10 protein-coding genes and 1 pseudogene are annotated in these 16421 nt (G+C 69.6%); 7 read left to right on the top strand and 4 right to left on the bottom strand.

Features of this window, described 5'->3' with window-relative positions:
- Positions 1-82: 82 nt before the first annotated feature.
- Together OG373_RS06220 and OG373_RS06215 are read right to left on the bottom strand one after the other, a co-directional pair.
- Complete coding sequence (locus tag OG373_RS06220; RefSeq protein ID WP_405436521.1) at positions 83-1135, bottom strand: 3-keto-5-aminohexanoate cleavage protein; 1053 nt, start codon at positions 1133-1135, stop codon at positions 83-85.
- A 346-nt stretch (positions 1136-1481) separates the two neighbouring features.
- A complete protein-coding gene (locus OG373_RS06215) occupies positions 1482-2504 on the bottom strand; it encodes an AraC family transcriptional regulator ligand-binding domain-containing protein (RefSeq protein WP_405436519.1) in 1023 nt (340 codons plus the stop codon).
- A 260-nt stretch (positions 2505-2764) separates the two neighbouring features.
- On the opposite strand from OG373_RS06215, the gene OG373_RS06210 reads away from it, so the two are divergent.
- Together OG373_RS06210 and OG373_RS06205 are read left to right on the top strand one after the other, a co-directional pair.
- On the top strand, positions 2765-4258 hold the full coding sequence (locus OG373_RS06210) for a long-chain-fatty-acid--CoA ligase (RefSeq protein WP_405436517.1): 1494 nt from the start codon (positions 2765-2767) through the stop codon (positions 4256-4258).
- A 529-nt stretch (positions 4259-4787) separates the two neighbouring features.
- A complete protein-coding gene (locus OG373_RS06205; protein ID WP_405436516.1) occupies positions 4788-5150 on the top strand; it encodes a transglycosylase family protein in 363 nt (120 codons plus the stop codon).
- A 128-nt stretch (positions 5151-5278) separates the two neighbouring features.
- On the opposite strand, the pseudogene OG373_RS06200 reads toward OG373_RS06205, so the two are convergent.
- Positions 5279-6005, bottom strand: a pseudogene (locus OG373_RS06200) (DUF3626 domain-containing protein).
- 429 nt (positions 6006-6434) lie between these two features.
- On the opposite strand from OG373_RS06200, the gene OG373_RS06195 reads away from it, so the two are divergent.
- From OG373_RS06195 to OG373_RS06180, 4 genes are all read left to right on the top strand, one after another.
- Positions 6435-7481 (top strand): UDP-glucuronic acid decarboxylase family protein, encoded by a 1047-nt coding sequence (locus OG373_RS06195; RefSeq protein ID WP_405436514.1) that lies wholly within the window; start codon positions 6435-6437, stop codon positions 7479-7481.
- A gap of 144 nt (positions 7482-7625) precedes the next feature.
- Positions 7626-9500 (top strand): glycosyltransferase family 2 protein, encoded by a 1875-nt coding sequence (locus OG373_RS06190; protein WP_405436511.1) that lies wholly within the window; start codon positions 7626-7628, stop codon positions 9498-9500.
- Between the two features lie 58 nt (positions 9501-9558).
- Positions 9559-10581, top strand: a complete 1023-nt coding sequence (gene galE, locus OG373_RS06185; RefSeq protein ID WP_397728174.1) for a UDP-glucose 4-epimerase GalE — start codon at positions 9559-9561, stop codon at positions 10579-10581.
- Positions 10582-10650: 69 nt separating this feature from the next.
- Positions 10651-12072: a UDP-glucose dehydrogenase family protein gene (locus OG373_RS06180; protein ID WP_405436510.1), complete on the top strand. Its 1422-nt coding sequence runs from the start codon at positions 10651-10653 to the stop codon at positions 12070-12072.
- On the opposite strand, the gene OG373_RS06175 is transcribed toward OG373_RS06180, so the two are convergent.
- On the bottom strand, positions 12006-13622 hold the full coding sequence (locus OG373_RS06175; RefSeq protein ID WP_405436508.1) for a right-handed parallel beta-helix repeat-containing protein: 1617 nt from the start codon (positions 13620-13622) through the stop codon (positions 12006-12008). The genes OG373_RS06180 and OG373_RS06175 overlap by 67 nt on opposite strands.
- 359 nt (positions 13623-13981) lie before the next feature.
- Between OG373_RS06175 and OG373_RS06170 the strand changes: the two genes are divergently transcribed.
- Positions 13982-16348 (top strand): pectinesterase family protein, encoded by a 2367-nt coding sequence (locus tag OG373_RS06170; RefSeq protein ID WP_405436506.1) that lies wholly within the window; start codon positions 13982-13984, stop codon positions 16346-16348.
- Positions 16349-16421: the final 73 nt, after the last annotated feature.

Genomic DNA, 16421 nt, shown 5'->3' with positions numbered 1-16421 from the left:
GCCCCGGCAGCCCCGCGGCGGCGCGGGCGCGCGGGCGCGCGGACGCGCGGTGGCGCGGTGGCGCGGTGGCCCCGTGCCGCGATCAGACGACGCGCAGCATGGGGCCGCGCTGACCGGGACGGCGGTTCGGCACCATGCCGAGACGGGCCAGCGTCTCGTCGGCCCCGGAGTAGTACTCGCCGAGCTTGTAGATCTTCTTGGCCTCGGCGCCAGTCGCGATGTCGCGGCCGAGCGCCTCGGAGATCTGCACCATCTGCTCGATCTGTTCGACGGTGCTCATGCGCTCGCCCTTGCGCCGCCACAGGTTGTCCTCGTTGCCCACGCGCACGTGCACACCGAGCGCGATGCCGATGGCGTTCATCGGTGCCACGGCGCGCATGGAACTCTCGATGGTGAGGACTGCCCCGTCCGGGGTGCGACGGACGAACTCGATCAGGTCTGCCGGGTGCCGGCCCGCGAAACCGCCGCCGATGGCCACGTAGTTGAGGATCAGCGGGCCGGTGTGGACACCGGCCCGTATGAGCCGCTCCACGGTTTCGAGCTGAGCCAGCGTGGCGAGCTGGAAGTGCGGCTGGATGCCGTTCTCGCGCAGGCGCTCCAGGTGCTCCAGGTAGAAATCGGGGCCCGCCTCGACGACCATGTCGCGGTAGGCCTTGTAGTACTCGGGCTTGGCGATCGAGGTGCCTGCCAGATCGTCGTCGGTCATGATCTCGACGATGTTCATCTGGCTGGTGTTGATCGCGATCGTCACCTGGTCCGGCGCGGGGTCGAGGTCGGCCAGCAGGTGGCGGGTGTCGTAGCTCAGCCACTTCGCCTCGCTGCCCTCGCCCTCCGGAGCGAACGAGATCGAGCCGCCGATCTGCAGGACCATGTCCGGCACGGCCTGGCGCAGCCGGCCCAGCAGCTCGTTGAACTTGGACATCCGCTTGGAGCCCTTGCCGTCGAGCTCCCGTACGTGGATGTGGAGCACGGTGGCCCCGGCGTTGTAGCAGTCGACGGCCGCCTGTACGTGCTCGTCCATCGTCAGGGGGAGGTCATCGGCGTCCCCGGGCAGCCACTCCGGCCCGTAGGGAGCGGCCTGGATCACCAGCTTCTCCTGGTTCTCCGGGAAGAGTGAGTCGTCGTGGAAGTGCACGGTCCGTCTCCTTCGTGCGATCGGTGATCACTCGCCGGAAGCATCGCCTCGTGCGAGGCGAGGGGCTGGAATGTCCGGCGAGGATGGATGCGGGTCACCGGGGACAGCGGGCGCATGGCGGCCCTCGTACGATCGACCGGTCCGGCGGAAGCGTGCATAGGGGAACCCGCTCCCGTCCGGCGGCCGACCGCGTCTCTGCGGTGGTGCCAAGGTAGGGGCGGGCAACGGTGATCGCTTGACTCTCAGGGACAGAAAATTTGTCATTTGGGGACATCGGGTGAGCCGTGCCGCGTGAGCCGTGCTGCGTGGGCCGGCACGGCTCGGCCGAGCCGTCCCGCCCGCGGTCTCAGTCCTGGCCTGGGGGCCGGGGCCGGCTCCTGGCGCTGCGCCATGCCCTGGGGCTGCACCCGAACTGCTCGTGGAACCAGCGCGAGAAGCCGCTCAGCGACGAGAAGCCCAGCAGGTCGGAGATCTCCGTGAGCGATCGCCGCGGGTTCGCGACGAACTGCTCCGCGAGGTGCCGGCGGGTGGCGCCCAGGAGCGAGGAGAACGTCTCGCCGGAGGAGGCGAGGTGCCGGTGAACGGTCCGCCGGTCGACGCCCAGGCTGCGGGCGACCTGCTCGATCGAGCAGCGCCCCGTCGGCAGCAGGACCTCGATCAGCTCGCGCACCCGGTCCGCGGCGCTGGTGTCCCGGGGCACGGTGATCGCCTCGAAGTACTGGTGGGCGTACTCGCGCAGCAGCGGATCCGCCATCGCGTTGGGCGCGTCGAGATCGCCCGCGTAGAAGACGATGCCGTCGAACTCGCGGTCGAACTCCACGATGGGGCCGAACGCGCGCCGGTGCGTCGAGACGTCCGCCGGTGCAGGGTGCCTGAACCAAACGGAGAGCGGCTGCCACCGGGTGTGCAGGAAGTCGCGCAGGATCCGGTGGTAGGCGGCGATGGTCAGCTCCGTGGCCTGCCGGGTGTCCATCGCTTCGCCGAGGCGCAGGTCGACCTTCAACGTGGCCAGCCCGTCCCCCTCGGACAGCCGGGTGTCCAGGACCTCGTTGTACATGTGCTGGTGGCGGATCAACAGCCCCAGTGCGCTCCGCACATCGGGTTCCTCACGGACGACCAGACTGATGGGGCCGAGGTTGGAGAAGCGCCGGAACTCCGCCATGAGCAACCCGAAGTCCTCGTGACCCGTGGCGGCTGCGGACAGCTCCAGCACCTGGACCGCGGCAGAGCCGGAGATCCACCGGTCCTGGACCGCCAGGGCGGCGGTGTCCAGGCCCACGCGCTTCATCAGCGGCTGAGGGTCGATACCGAGAGATCGGCACAGCTCGACGTAGCCGCTGAGGGCTGCGGTGCGGACCAGGGGCCTCATGTGCACGCTCCAAGACTGTCCCGAAAAGAAAAGTCTCATGTCACGCCAGGACAAGCACGGCGATGAGTGGGCAACCTAGCATGGCGCCGTTCACCGGCCCGGTCCGCTCGTGGCGACCGCCCCGGGCCGGCGAACGTTCGAGGACCAGGATCAGCGACCACGATCGGCCCGAGATCAAGCGCCGGGGTCACCCCTCGTGACGTGATCCGCCCTCGGGCTGCCTCGTCGCAGGCCGGGACGAACCCAAGGAGAATGCCGACATGACCAACCTCGCCAGGTTCCTCGTGGACTCCGCCGCGGCCCAGGGCGATCGCATCGCCGTCCGCCACGACAGCAGTACGCTCAGCTACGCCCAGCTGGACGACGCGAGCGCCAGGGTCGCCGCCCTCCTGCTCGACCGCGGCATCCGGCCCGGCGACCGCGTCGCGCTGACCATGCCCAACGTGCCGCTGTTCCCGGTCGTCTACTACGGCATCCTGCGGGCCGGCGCCGTGGTCGTGCCGATGAACCCGCTCCTCAAGGCCCGTGAGGTGGCCTTCACCCTGCGTGACTGCGGGGCACGGATCGTACTGGTGTTCCCTCTGTTCGCGGACGAGGTCGCGAAGGCCGCCGCCGAGACCGGAACCGCATGCCTGGTGACCGAGCCCTTGGCCTTCGACGACATGCTGCGGGCCCACGAACCGATGCCCGGCATCGTCGACCGCACCGATGACGACCCTGCCCTCATCCTCTACACCTCGGGCACGACCGGGACGCCGAAGGGGGCCGAACTGTCCCACCGGAACCTGGCCACCAACACCGCCACCGCGGCCGAGACGCTGCTTCGGGTCGGACCCGACGACGTGCTCTTCGGCGGCCTGCCCCTCTTCCACGCCTTCGGCCAGACCTGCGCGCTCAACACGGCCGTCGCCGCCGGCGCCACACTGACCCTGCTGCCGCGGTTCGAGCCGCAGCGCGCCCTGGAGATCATGGCCCGAGACGGGGTCACCGTGTTCCTCGGCGTGCCGACGATGTACGCGGCGCTGCTCCACGCCGAGCTCCCCGAAGGCTTCGACGCCCGCGCCCTGCGCCTGGCCGTCTCGGGCGGCGCCTCGCTTCCGGTCGAGGTGCTGCACGGCTTCGAGCGGCGCTTCGGTGTCACCGTCCTGGAGGGATACGGACTCTCCGAGACGTCCCCGGTCGCCGCCTTCAACCACCCGGACCGCCCGCGCAAGGCGGGCTCGATCGGACAGCCCGTCCGCGGAGTCGAGATGAAGCTCGTCGCCGAGGGCGGTGGCGCGGTGAACTCGGGAGAGGTCGGCGAGATCGCGATCCGCGGCGAGAACCTCATGACGGGATACTCGAACCGCCCCGAGGCCACGGCGGAGGCGGTCCGCGACGGATGGTTCCACAGCGGTGATCTGGCGCGTGTCGACGAGGACGGCTTCTACTTCATCGTCGACCGCAAGAAGGATCTGATCATCCGCGGTGGCTACAACGTGTACCCGCGTGAGGTCGAGGAGGTGCTGTACGAGCACCCGGCCGTCGCCGAAGCCGCCGTCGTCGGCGTGCCGCACTCGTTCCACGGCGAGGAGATCGCAGCGGTGATCGCGCTCCGGCCCGGTGCCGAGGCGACGGCCGAGGAGATCCGGGAGTACGTCAGGGACCGGGTGGCGGCGTACAAGTACCCCCGGATCGTCACCTTTACGGCCGAGCTCCCCAAGGGCCCCACAGGCAAGATCCTCAAGCGCGAGATCGTGGTCCCCGGTCGGTGAAACCACGGGATGGGCTCGGCGGCGGCCTACGGTTCAGCCGAGCCGTGGGTGCGCAGGCCGTCGGCCGGAGTTGGGCCGTGCGGCAGGCGCGGCGACAGGCTCCCGCCCTGCGGCAGCCGGACCATGGCGCGCCGGTGCGGGACCCGGCGCGGCAAGTCGGTCCGGCCGAGGCGGAGTTCGGCGAGCGGCTGCGGGGTGAGACCGAGGAGTGTGGGCGCGTAGCAGGGTGGTCTTGTGGGTGTCGTGCTCGCCGATGACGGCGTCGGTAGTGCCGGGGTCGGCGTGGAGGGCGCGCTGGTTGGAGCCGTCTCCTCGGCGTGTCACCTTTCTGGGCGGGTCCTTTCTGCGTGGGGGAGACCTCCCGAGAGGCCGTAGAGCGTCCGTTCGGGTGGCGTCACTCCTTCGCCGACGGTAAGTGCCGCTGAAGATGCGTCGGTCCGTGCTGTGCTGTGGCATCCGCCCGAAGGTGGTCGTTCGCGGGCCCGCCCGCTGTTCGTGGCAGGCCCGCCCCAACAGCGAAGGAGGACTGATGTCGAGCCAACGCAAGGACCGGCGAAGCCGGAGCGTGATCGGCCGACTGCTCGCCTCTGCAGTCTTGTTGACCGTTGCCCTGCTCAACGTCTCCGGGGCCGATGCCGCTGCGGTGCACTCCAAACCGAACCGCGACTGGGACGCCATCGCCCGGTGTGAATCCGGCGGGAACTGGCGGGCGAACACCGGCAACGGCCACTACGGCGGATTGCAGTTCACCCAGTCGAGCTGGAATGCGGCAGGAGGCCGCAAGTACGCACCACGCGCGGACCTCGCCACAAAGTCGGAGCAGATCGCGACGGCGAGGAGACTTGCCAAGATCCAGGGCATGGGGGCTTGGACCTGCGCACGCCGCCGCTGAACGGCACCCTCCGGCAGGGGAGTGGGCTGCCCTGCCGGGGGAGCTTCCGAGGGGACGCGTCGACGGTCGGCATTCGTTCCCGGTTGCGTCCGTCATCTCGTCGGACCCGCCCTGGTAGTTGGAGCAGGTCACCGACGTGGCCCAGGTGTCTCCTGGGCAGGCCCACGTAACGAGCAGTTCTTGGTGTCGAACCCGGCCACGTTGAGGGGCCGGGTTCGGCGCGTAGCTGCGGATGTGACGTGGATGGCACCGAATCGCGCCAGGTAGTGCCACACCTTCTTGACCGCCTGGGGGTCATGGAGGCCGGCACGTGCGGAGTCTCCGACGATCCGAGGATCGATCATGCCGTCGACCGCGATCTGCGTGCCCAGGTCGACGTATTCCTGACCGCGGTAGCCGGGGTGGCGTCGGAGTTCTTCGAAATCCGAGGGTTCGAGGAAACTGTCCGGGTAGCAGAACGTGGTCCGCGCCGGCGTCCGGGGCGTCAGTCGGAAGTGGGCCGAGCCGAACCGCTGCGCCCCACCGACCGGCTTTCGGCGGAAGTTCAACGTCCCGTAGACGGGCCGCTCATGAGGGCCGCATCGTCGTACGCCCCGTCGAAGATCCGGCTCTCCCCACGCCACCGGTCGCCGCCCGGACGCGCGGTCAGGCCGCCGTTGCCGGTCCCGGTGACGAACTGCGAGTGGTGGACGCCGCCCTCGGCCATAGCGGCCAGGATCGGCTTGCCGTGCAGCAGACGGTCCGGGTGGAAGTTGAAGGTCACCGCAATGCCGGGTCCGTCGGAGGGCCCGACGCCAGTTCCGCGACATGCCGAAGGGCCCGTTCCTGCGCTGTCCGGGAGGCTGCAGAGCTCATCAGGGGTGCTGTGGGTCCGGGGCGGGGAGTCCGCCGGATCCGACCGAAGGGGGCGTCCCAGGGGGCGTACTCCGGCAGGTTTGCGAGCGGCGCCCGGCGTGGGGGAGCCCAGCAGGGCTTTCCGGTGCGGTGCCGTGCCGTCCGGCCATTGACGCGCGCGGCGGCGGCTCACACGCGCGAGTGAGGCGCGATCGTGGGCCGATCGCAGCGCGAGGCCTTGGGCGCACTGGGCCGACGGCCAGCGGTGCACCGGGGTGGGCGGCCAATCGGCGTAGCGCGGATTTGCGCTGCAGAAAAATGCCATACGTATCTCCATATTCTTTGCCTTGTTTCCCCCCGAGCCCGTTCGCTTCCGGCCGCCGTGCATGTGGGTCGGCTGCACCAGGAACGCGATCCGAGGCTTTCCGCTCCCGATTCCTGGAGAAGCGTATGCGCGTTGCCGTCACCGGTGGCGGTGGATTTCTTGGGTCACATCTCTGCGAGGCCCTTCTGAGGCGCGGGGACTCCGTGGTGTGCCTGGACAACTTCTCGACAGGCGAGCCCAGGAACATCGCCCACCTGCTCTCCAATCCAGCGTTCGAATTCATCCGAGCCGATGTCAGCGTCATGATGGAGGTCGCCGGCCCTGTCGACGCCGTCGCCCATCTGGCGAGCCCCGCGTCCCCGCCCGACTACCTCCGGCAGCCGCTGGAGACGCTGGCCGTCGGCAGCAGGGGGACGGAGAACGCCCTCCGTCTCGCACTGCGTCATCGTGCCCGGTTCATCCTCGCGTCGACGAGCGAGGTCTATGGCGACCCCCTGGTCCACCCGCAGGACGAGGACTACTGGGGCAACGTCAATTCCGTCGGACCCCGCAGCGTGTACGACGAGGCGAAACGATTCGCTGAGGCGATCTCAATCGCATACCGCCGAACCCACGGTGTCAATGTCGGTATCGCGCGGATCTTCAACACATACGGTCCGCGCATGCGCCCGCACGACGGGCGGGTGGTTTCGAGTTTCATCACCCAGGCCCTCACGGGCGAACCCCTGACCATTTACGGAGACGGAAAGCAGACCCGCAGTTTCTGCTACGTCGACGACCTGGTCCGGGGGCTCGTGGCCCTGATCGACTCCTCCGAGGCCGGACCCTTCAACCTGGGGAATCCGGTGGAGCGGACGGTCACCGAGCTCGCCGAGATGGTGCTGGAACTCACCGGCTCGCTGTCGGAGATCCAGTACCACCCCCTCCCCGTCGACGATCCGGTCCGCAGGCGGCCGGTCATCTCCCGAGCGCGGGACACCCTCGGCTGGTGGCCCGAGGTGGACATCGAGGAGGGGCTGCGCAGGACGAGTGACTGGTTCGCCTCCCGCCCGGCCGACCTCTCGGCCGGAGCCGCCGCGATCCGCGGCGGCCAGGAGGACGGGATGCCGCCCCCGAGGAGGTACACCGACGCTGTCTCCGGCCGGCCGGAATCCGTTCCCGCTCCGGCCTGAACGCGTCCTGACCTCCGCTCCGGCGGGGAGTGGCGTCACGGCACCCCTCTCCCCGCCGGGCCCTCTCCCCGCCGGCCCTCACCGCCAAGGCGACCGTGAGGCCCTCGCGCCGCCTACACCAAGATCATCCCGGAGTGCGTTCACATGACCCCGACCGAGCCAGGGCTCGTACAGGCGGCTGCCGCGACCGACGCGCGCATCCCCAGCCCGTCCGGAGAGCAGGCCCCACTCAAGGACCAGATCCGCGAGCTCTCCCGGGGTCGCGTCGCCGAGATCCCTCCCGACGGGCCCGTGTTCGCCCATCCGAGCCGCGCTCTAAAGACCCGCCCGACGAGCTTCGTCCGCCAGTTCGGCACAGCCGACAGGCTGAAGGTGGCGGTGCTCACCCTGGGCTGGGTCGCCTGCCTCATCTGGTTCTGGGTCTGGTGGCTGCGTCCCGAGCACCGGATCGGATGGGTGGGCCTGGCCGTCAACAGCGCGCTGCTGCTCTACCTCGCGCTGCTGCCCGTGCCCTTCTGGGTCGCGATCGTCCGCCTGCGCCGGTTCGACTCCCGGATCGAAGTCCCGGCGGTGCGTACCGGGTTCGTGGTCACCCGGGCTCCGTCGGAGCACTGGGACATCGCCCGTACCACCCTGGAGGCGATGCTCCGCCAGGACTACCCCCACCCCTACGACGTATGGCTGTGCGACGAGGACCCGTCCAGCGAGATCCTGGAATGGTGCGAGGCGAACGGAGTCCGGGTCTCCTGCCGCCGGGACCGCCCGGACTACCACCGGCTCACATGGCCGCGGCGCACGCGCTGCAAGGAGGGCAACCTCGCCTTCTTCTACGACCACTGGGGCTACCGGGAGTACGACGTCGTCGCGCAGCTGGACTGCGATCACGTGCCGAGCCGTACGTACCTGACCGAGATGGTGCGGCCGTTCGCCGATCCCGCGATCGGCTACGTCGCAGCTCCGAGCGTGTGCGACGCCAACGCCGAAGTCTCCTGGTCCGCCCGGGGCCGACTGCATCGTGAGGCGGTCTTCCACGGGGCGGTCCAGCTGGGCCACTCGGCGGGCCTGGCGCCCGTGTGCATCGGCTCCCACTACGCGGTGCGTACGGAGGCGGTGCGGGACATCGGCGGAATCGGGCCCGAACTCGCGGAGGACTTCTCGACCACGTTCCTGATGAACTCGGCCGGCTGGCAAGGGTCGTTCGCCATCGATGCCCACGCCAGCGGCGACGGCCCCGTCACCTTCGCCGCCATGGCCACCCAGGAGTTCCAGTGGTCCCGCAGTCTCGCGGTGATGCTCTTCGGGATGCTGCCCCGCCACCTGGGCCGCATGCCCGGCTGGCTTCGCCTGCGCTTCGCCTTCGCCCTGTCGTACTACCCGCTGCTCGCAGGGACGACGATCATGGCGCTGGCTCTGCCCCCGGTCGCGGCTGTCACCGGTCTGCCCTGGATCAACGTGAACTACTTCTCGTTCCTCGGCCACTTCTGGGCGATGTCCGCATGTCTGCTGCTCCTGACCATGCTCGTGCGCAGGCGCGGCCTGCTCCGCCCCGTTAAAGCGCCGGTCCTGAGCTGGGAGAGCTGGCTCTTCGGGCTCGCCCGCTGGCCCTTCGTCGCCTGGGGGGTGGGCGCGGCCCTGGTACAGAAGCTGCGCCCGCGGCCGGTGGTCTTCAAGGTGACCCCCAAGTCGACGAACGGGCTCGAGCCCCTGCCGCTGCGGCTCATGGCGCCCTACCTGATCATCACCACCACCCTGTCCTGCGCGGCCGTGGCCGGCGAGCTGACCGGCCCCGCCGCGGGATATGTCTTCCTGTGCATCCTCGGCTCGTTCTCGTACGCGATGGTCACCCTCACCATCGCCGGGCTGCACATCGCAGAGATGGCCCGGGCCGCGGGAGTGCCCAAGTACAAGGCCGTGGTGACGGCCCGGCTGCCCCTGCTCGCCGGAACCCTCGCGCTGCTGCCGCTCGCCCTGGCCATCGGCCTGTTCCCCATCTATGCGGCAGGCATCTTCGGCTGGTGACACCGGCGCACCGGCTCCCCACCCCCACAGACGATCACGGAGAAAGGATCCCACCCCCATGCCCACGACGGTCCTGGTCACCGGCGGTGCCGGCTTCATCGGCAGCCATACCTGTGTCGAACTGCTGGAGAACGGCTACGAGGTGGTCGTCGTCGACGATCATTCGAACAGCTCACCGGAGGCGCTGGAACGCGTCGCGAAGATCGCGGGACGCCCGGTCGCCGCCGTCCACCGAGCCGACATGCGGGACCGGCGTGCGCTGGATGCCGTATTCGACTCGCACCCGATCGACGCAGTGATCCACTTCGCCGCGAAGAAGGCGGTGGGGGAGTCCGTGGAGATCCCGATCGCCTACTACGACATCAACGTCGGCGGCACGACTGCCCTGCTGTCGGCCATGCACGCACATGGAGTGCACCGGCTGGTGTTCTCCTCTTCGTGCTCGATCTACGGGGACGCCACCAAGGTGCCTCTGGCAGAAGGGGACCCGGCGGCCCCGACCAACCCGTACGCCTCGACGAAGTGGCTCTGCGAGCAAGTACTGGCCGACACCTGCCGCCGCCTGCCCGAGCTCAGCGTGCTGGCCCTGAGGTACTTCAACCCGGTCGGCGCGCACCCGTCCGGACTGTTGGGCGAAGACCCCCGGGGCGTACCCAACAACATCATGCCGTACCTGGCGCAGGTCGCCGTCGGCCGCCGCGAGCGGCTCAGCGTCTTCGGTGACGACTACCCCACCCCCGACGGGACCGGTATCCGCGACTACATCCATGTCATGGACGTGGCCGAGGGTCATCGCCGTGCGCTGGAGCACCTCGGGGACGAGAACGGCATGCGCGTCTTCAACCTCGGCACCGGGGTGGGGTCCTCCGTCCTCGATCTCGTCGCCGCCTTCGAGCGGGCGTCCGGCAGGCCGATTCCCTACGAGGTGACCGGGCGCCGTCCGGGAGACGTGACCGAGCTCGTCGCAGATCCCACCGCGGTGGCTGAGGCCTGGAACTGGGCCGCGACCCGTGATCTCGCCGCGATGTGCCGTGACGCCTGGCGCTTCCAGGAACTCAACCCCTCGGGCTACCCGGCCTGACGCGTTCGAGCCCGCCTCCGGTTCATCACACCGGCCCACTCACACCAGCTTGTCAGACAGGAGATTCCCATGCGTTTGACCGTCATCGGTACGGGATACCTCGGAGCCGTGCACGCCGCGTGCATGGCGGACATCGGACACGAGGTCCTCGGTGTCGACGTCGATGCCGAAAAGATCAGAGCCCTCACCGAGGGCCGGCCACCCTTCTTCGAGCCAGGCCTCGACGACGTACTGACCCGCGCCATCGGATCCGGGCGCCTTCGCTTCTCCACCTCCCTCAGCGAGGCGGCCGCCTTCGGCGAGGTGCACTTCGTCTGCGTGGGCACACCTCAGCAGGCCGGCTCGAATGCCGCCGACCTGCGATACGTCGACGCCGTCATCGACGGGCTGGCTCCCCATCTGACGCGCCCCTGCCTGATCGTGGGCAAGTCCACCGTCCCGGTGGGTACCACCCCCCGCATCGCGGCCCGGCTCCGAGGCCTTGTCCCTGCGGCGGCTGACGTGGAGGTCGCCTGGAACCCGGAGTTCCTGCGAGAGGGGTTCGCGGTCGAGGACACACTGCGGCCGGACCGGCTCGTGGTGGGCGTCACCTCACCGCGCGCGGACCGGACCCTGCGCGAGGTGTATGCCCCCATGCTCGACGCCGACATCCCGTACATCAGCACCGACCCCGCCACCGCCGAGCTGGTCAAGGTCGCGGCGAACTCCTTCCTCGCGACCAAGATCTCGTTCATCAACGCGATGGCGGAGGTCTGCGACGCGGCCGGCGCCGATGTGAGCACCCTCGCGGATGCACTCGGACACGACACCCGCATCGGGCGCCGCTTCCTCAACGCGGGCCTCGGCTTCGGCGGCGGCTGCCTGCCCAAGGACATCAGGGCCTTCACCGCGCGGGCCCGGGAACTCGGCGTCGAGGAGGCGGTGAGTTTCCTGAGCCAGGTCGACGACATCAACCTGCGCCAGCGGTCCCGGACCGTCACCATCGCCCGTGACCTGGTCGGTGGTGCGTTCTCCGGACACCGGATCACCGTCCTGGGCGCCACCTTCAAGCCGAACAGCGACGATGTCCGCGATTCGCCGGCCCTTGCCGTGGCGGCGGCGATCCACCGCGAGGGTGGAGAGGTACGGGTCCATGACCCCGAAGGGATCTACAACGCCTGCGTGGCTCACCCCGAACTGCGTTACGAGGCGGACGTCCTGACGGCGTGCCGGGGAGCGGATGTCGTGCTGCACCTGACCGAGTGGAGCCAGTACCGGCAGGTCGACCCGGTGAAGCTGGCACGCGTGGTGTGCGCACCGCGGCTGGTCGACGCCCGCAACAACCTCGACGCGAGTCTGTGGCGCTCCGCCGGCTGGACCGTCCGGGCACTCGGCAGGCCGGCCCCCGCCACGGTGCCCGCACCCCTGCGTGGTGGCGGTCCCGCTCAGTCCTCGGCACGCGGCTGTCCGGCACCTGCGGAGGGCGCCGTCCTCAGCCGTGCCCCGAAGTAGTCGACCGGGCCGGGGTCGACGCCGACCGACCGCAGTCTGACGGCACCTTCCAGCTTGTCGGCGCATTGAGAGACGAGAGAGGTGGCCCCGGCAGGATCGGTGACCGGGGCCACCGCGCCCATGAGGCACGGGTCGGCGGTGCTGCCCGTCAGGACATCGCCCATCTGCTCCTGTCCGGCCCGGGACCGCCAGGCATTCAAGTCGGTATACCGGGCTTTGCCCCACTGCAGCTTCCAGTCGCCCGTGCTGAAGTAGTCGTTGCCCTGCAGATGCACGAGTGCTTGCGTGTAGTTCGTGTCCGAATCCACGACGGGAGCGCCGTTGGTGACGAAGATGTTGTTGCGGACACGGACTCCGCTCATGCCGTTTCGGAGGCGCAGGGCCGGGGGTCGGTCGATGCCGTTCGACCGCAGGATCACGGTGTTGTGATAGATGTCCAGGTCCCGCATGCGAGTGCCGAAGGCCACGATGCCGCCGTACCAGGACAGCTTTCTGGCATCGTCCCAGCTGTAGTTGAACCGCACGACGTTGTCCTTGTGGGCGTTGGTCGGTTCCCCCGAGTACATGAGGAAGCCCGCGCCGTCGTTGCCGTAGGACAGGTTGTACTGGAGGACCGACGACGACACGTTGTTGTCCAGTCCGAAACCGCCGCCGTCGACGCGAGAGCCGGTGTGATTGCGGTATGCCTTGTTGTGCTGGATGACGACGCGGGTCGAGTCGTAGGTCCAGATCCCCTCGGGCCCCTCCTGGGCGCGGGCCGAGGACTTCGCCCCGTTGTCGTACGAGACCGACTGCTGAATGGTCCCGCCCCGAATGCTGCCGAGAATGATTCCGCTGCCGGTATTGCGGTCGTCCGCCGTCGGGTCTCCCGGATTGCTGTACGCCTTGACCCGCGTGATCACGAGCTTTTCGTGTGCGTAGCGCGGTTTCTCGGGCGTGAAGCGGGGTCCGTAGGTAGCCAGCCCGGCGTTCTGATTGTGGTGCACTGCCGAGTCGCTGATCCGGATGTCGCGGAAGCCGGCGGACTTCGGGCCTGTTCCCAGGTGAATCCCGTTCTGGAACCGGGACACGTCGACCCCGGAGATCCGCACGTGGTCCAAGGGTTTTCCGTCCCGGCGGTCGTTGAAGAAGGTGATGCCGTCCGCACTGCGCTGAGCCTTGGCATCGCCGACGAGGGTCAGGTTCCGGATCTCCACCCCGGCGGTGTTGTACACGGTGATTCCCGCAGTGCCCCGCGTCGCGATGGTCGCCCGACCGGTGCCGTATGAATCGATCACCACAGGCTTGGACGTGCTGCCCGCATGGCCCGGGCCGATGGTCAGCTCTCCGGGGAAGCGCTCTCCGCCTTTGAGCCGGAGACGGTCTCCCGGCCGGAACGGCACCTGGTCGGCCCGGGCGAGGGTGCGCCAGGCAGTGGCCTCGGACAGCCCGTCCTGATCGTCGTCGCCGTCCGGGCTCACGTAGAAGGTGAGGGCCCCCTTGGCCGGCGGCCGCGGTGGCGTATAGGGCTTGAGTACGTCGCATCCGGTGAGGAGGGCGATCGCGCCCACGGTCACGCCTGCGACGAATTTCGCCCCACCGCGGCGACCCCACCCGGTGGTCCGACGGTCGCGCATCATCCCGGTGTCCCCATTCCGTTCGGCTCCGCACCTCGGGTAACAAGGTGCCAGAAACCGGGCGCATGTGAGGTCCGTGACATGGCGGTATGTCACTATCTTTCAACTGCTGCCCGAATGCGGATGATTATCCGATCTTGTGAACGTCGGGCGCTGGAGTGCGCCAACTCCTCGCCCCTGCACCACTGCTCGCGGGAGCCGCGAGGATATTTCGGTGGGTGCCCGGCAACCTTTCGGGCTCCGGCGGCAACTGAGGGGTGAACAGTGCACCTCACCGCAAGGAGCCACCGCCCATGTCCGCTTCCCCCCACCGCCGCCCCACCGGACGCCGAAGGCTTGCCCTGGTCGGAGCGGCCGCCCTGGTCGCCGCCGGTCTCGGCGCCGTACCGCTGGTCGTGAAGGCCGATGCCGTGGCGCCCGCCGACCTCGCCCACGGCGTGCTGCCCGCCCGGGACGGCTGGGCCGCGAGCGGCTCGGGCACCACCGGCGGCCGGGCCGCGGCCGCGGCACGCGTCTTCACCGTCTCCACCCGCGCCGAGCTGGCGAGAGCCCTGGCCGCGGGCCCGGCCGACGCCCCGCGGATCGTCCGTGTCAAGGGCCTGATCGACGCCGGCACCGACGACAGCGGCAAGCCGCAGAGCTGCGCCGACTACGCCGCGGGCACCGGCTACTCGCTCGACGCCTACCTCAAGGCCTACGATCCAGCCGTCTGGGGCCGCACCAAGGTGCCGTCCGGCGCCCAGGAGAACGCCCGCAGGACGGCCCAGGCCAGGCAGGCCGCCCGCATGGTGTTCACGGTGCCGGCGCGGACCACCGTCATCGGCGTGCCCGGCACCGGAGCGGGCATCACCGGCGGCAGCCTGGTGGTGAAGAACGCCGACAACGTGATCATCCGCAACCTGTCGCTCACCGACGTCCGGGACTGCTTCCCGCAGTGGGACCCGACCGACGGCTCCACCGGCAACTGGAACTCCGCCTACGACGCCGTCAGCCTGCGCGGCGCCACCCATGTCTGGGTCGACCACAACAGCTTCTCCGACGCCCCGCACCCGGACTCCGCCAATCCGGTCCGCTTCGGCCGCGAATACCAGGTCCACGACGGCGCCCTCGACATCACCAACGCCTCCGACCTGGTCACCGTCGGATACAACACGTTCAGAAACCACGACAAGACCATGCTGATCGGCAGCAGCGACAAGGACACCAAACTGCGGGTGACGCTCCACCACAACGTCTTCCAGGGCATTGTCCAGCGCGCCCCGCTCGCCCGGGTGGGCCAGATCCACCTGTACGACAACTACTACGACACCACGGCGTCGGAGGGCTACACGCACAGCTACAGCGTCAACTCCCGCGCCGGCGCTCAGGTCGTCGCGCAGAACAACCACTGGAAGCTCTCCTCCGACCGGAAGACCTCCCAGCTGTTCAGCGGCGACGGCACCGGAGCCGTCGCGGGCAGCGGCAACCTGGTCGACGGCGTCCCCGTGGACCTGGTCGCCGCCCACAACTCCGCCAACCCCGGCAAGAAGATCAAGACCACCGTGGGCTGGCGGCCCACCCTCACCGCCGGACTGGAACCCGCCGCCGGACTGCCGGCGAAGCTGGCGGCCGAGGCGGGCGCCGGCGTCCTCACCGAGACCGGAGGCAAGGGTCCCGCCCCGACCCGGCCCGCCCCGACGGGTCCCGCCCCGACCGGTCCGGTCGGCGGCCGTACGCTGACGGTCGCCGCCGACGGCTCCGCGGCCCACCGTTCCGTGCAGGCCGCCGTCGACGCCGCCACCGCGGGCGACACCGTCCTCGTAGCACGCGGCACCTACCGGGAGACGGTGAACGTCCCCAACTCCAAGCACGGGCTGACCCTCAAGGGAGCCACCGGAAACGCCGAGGACGTCGTCATCACCTACGACAACGCCTCCGGCACGCCGAAGCCCGGAGGCGGTACGTACGGAACGGCGGGCAGCGCCACCGCGACCTTCTCGGCGAACGACATCACCGTTACCGGTATCACGGTCGAGAACACGTGGGAGAGGTCGGCGCACCCGGACGTCAGGGACACCCAGGCCGTGGCCGTCAACGCGTCCGGCGACCGCCAGAGGTACCTCAACTCGCGTTTCATCGGGCACCAGGACACCGTCCTCAACTGGGCTCCCTCGGCCACCGGCCAGTACCGGCAGTACTTCCGCCACTGCTTCATCGCGGGTGACGTCGACTTCGTCTTCGGCAACGCCACCGCCGTCTACGACCACGTCAACATCACCCTGCGCGACCGGGGCGCCGCGGCCGGCGGACTGGGCGGATACCTCGCCGCCCCGAACACCGACGTGGCGAAGCCGTACGGGATCCTCATCACCGACAGCACGATCAGCAGCCCCGCCCGGCCCGGGACCTACTACCTCGGCCGGCCCTGGCACCCCGGCGCGAGCGCGGTCGGCCAGCTGGTCATCCGCAACACGAGCCTGCCCGCAGCCGTGAAGACCGACGGGCCCTGGACCGACATGGGGGGCTTCTCCTGGAAGTCCGCCCGGTTCGCCGAGTACGCCAACACGGGCCCCGGCGCCGGCACCGGAGCCAACCGGCCCCAGCTCGGCCCGGACCGGGCCGCGACCCACACCGCCCGCGCCTACCTGGCCGGCACCGACGGCTGGAACCCGACGGGCTGATGGGCGCCACAGTGCGGACCGGGCCCGGGCGAACCGAGGCGTCAGAACGGGCACTCGAACGGACTGCTACGCT

The sequence above is a fragment of the Streptomyces avidinii genome (assembly GCF_045161815.1).
In the GTDB taxonomy this organism is placed as follows: Bacteria; Actinomycetota; Actinomycetes; order Streptomycetales; family Streptomycetaceae; genus Streptomyces; species Streptomyces avidinii.
The sequence above is the reverse complement of the archived record's forward strand: the minus strand, read 5'-3'. Positions and strand labels throughout refer to the sequence as shown.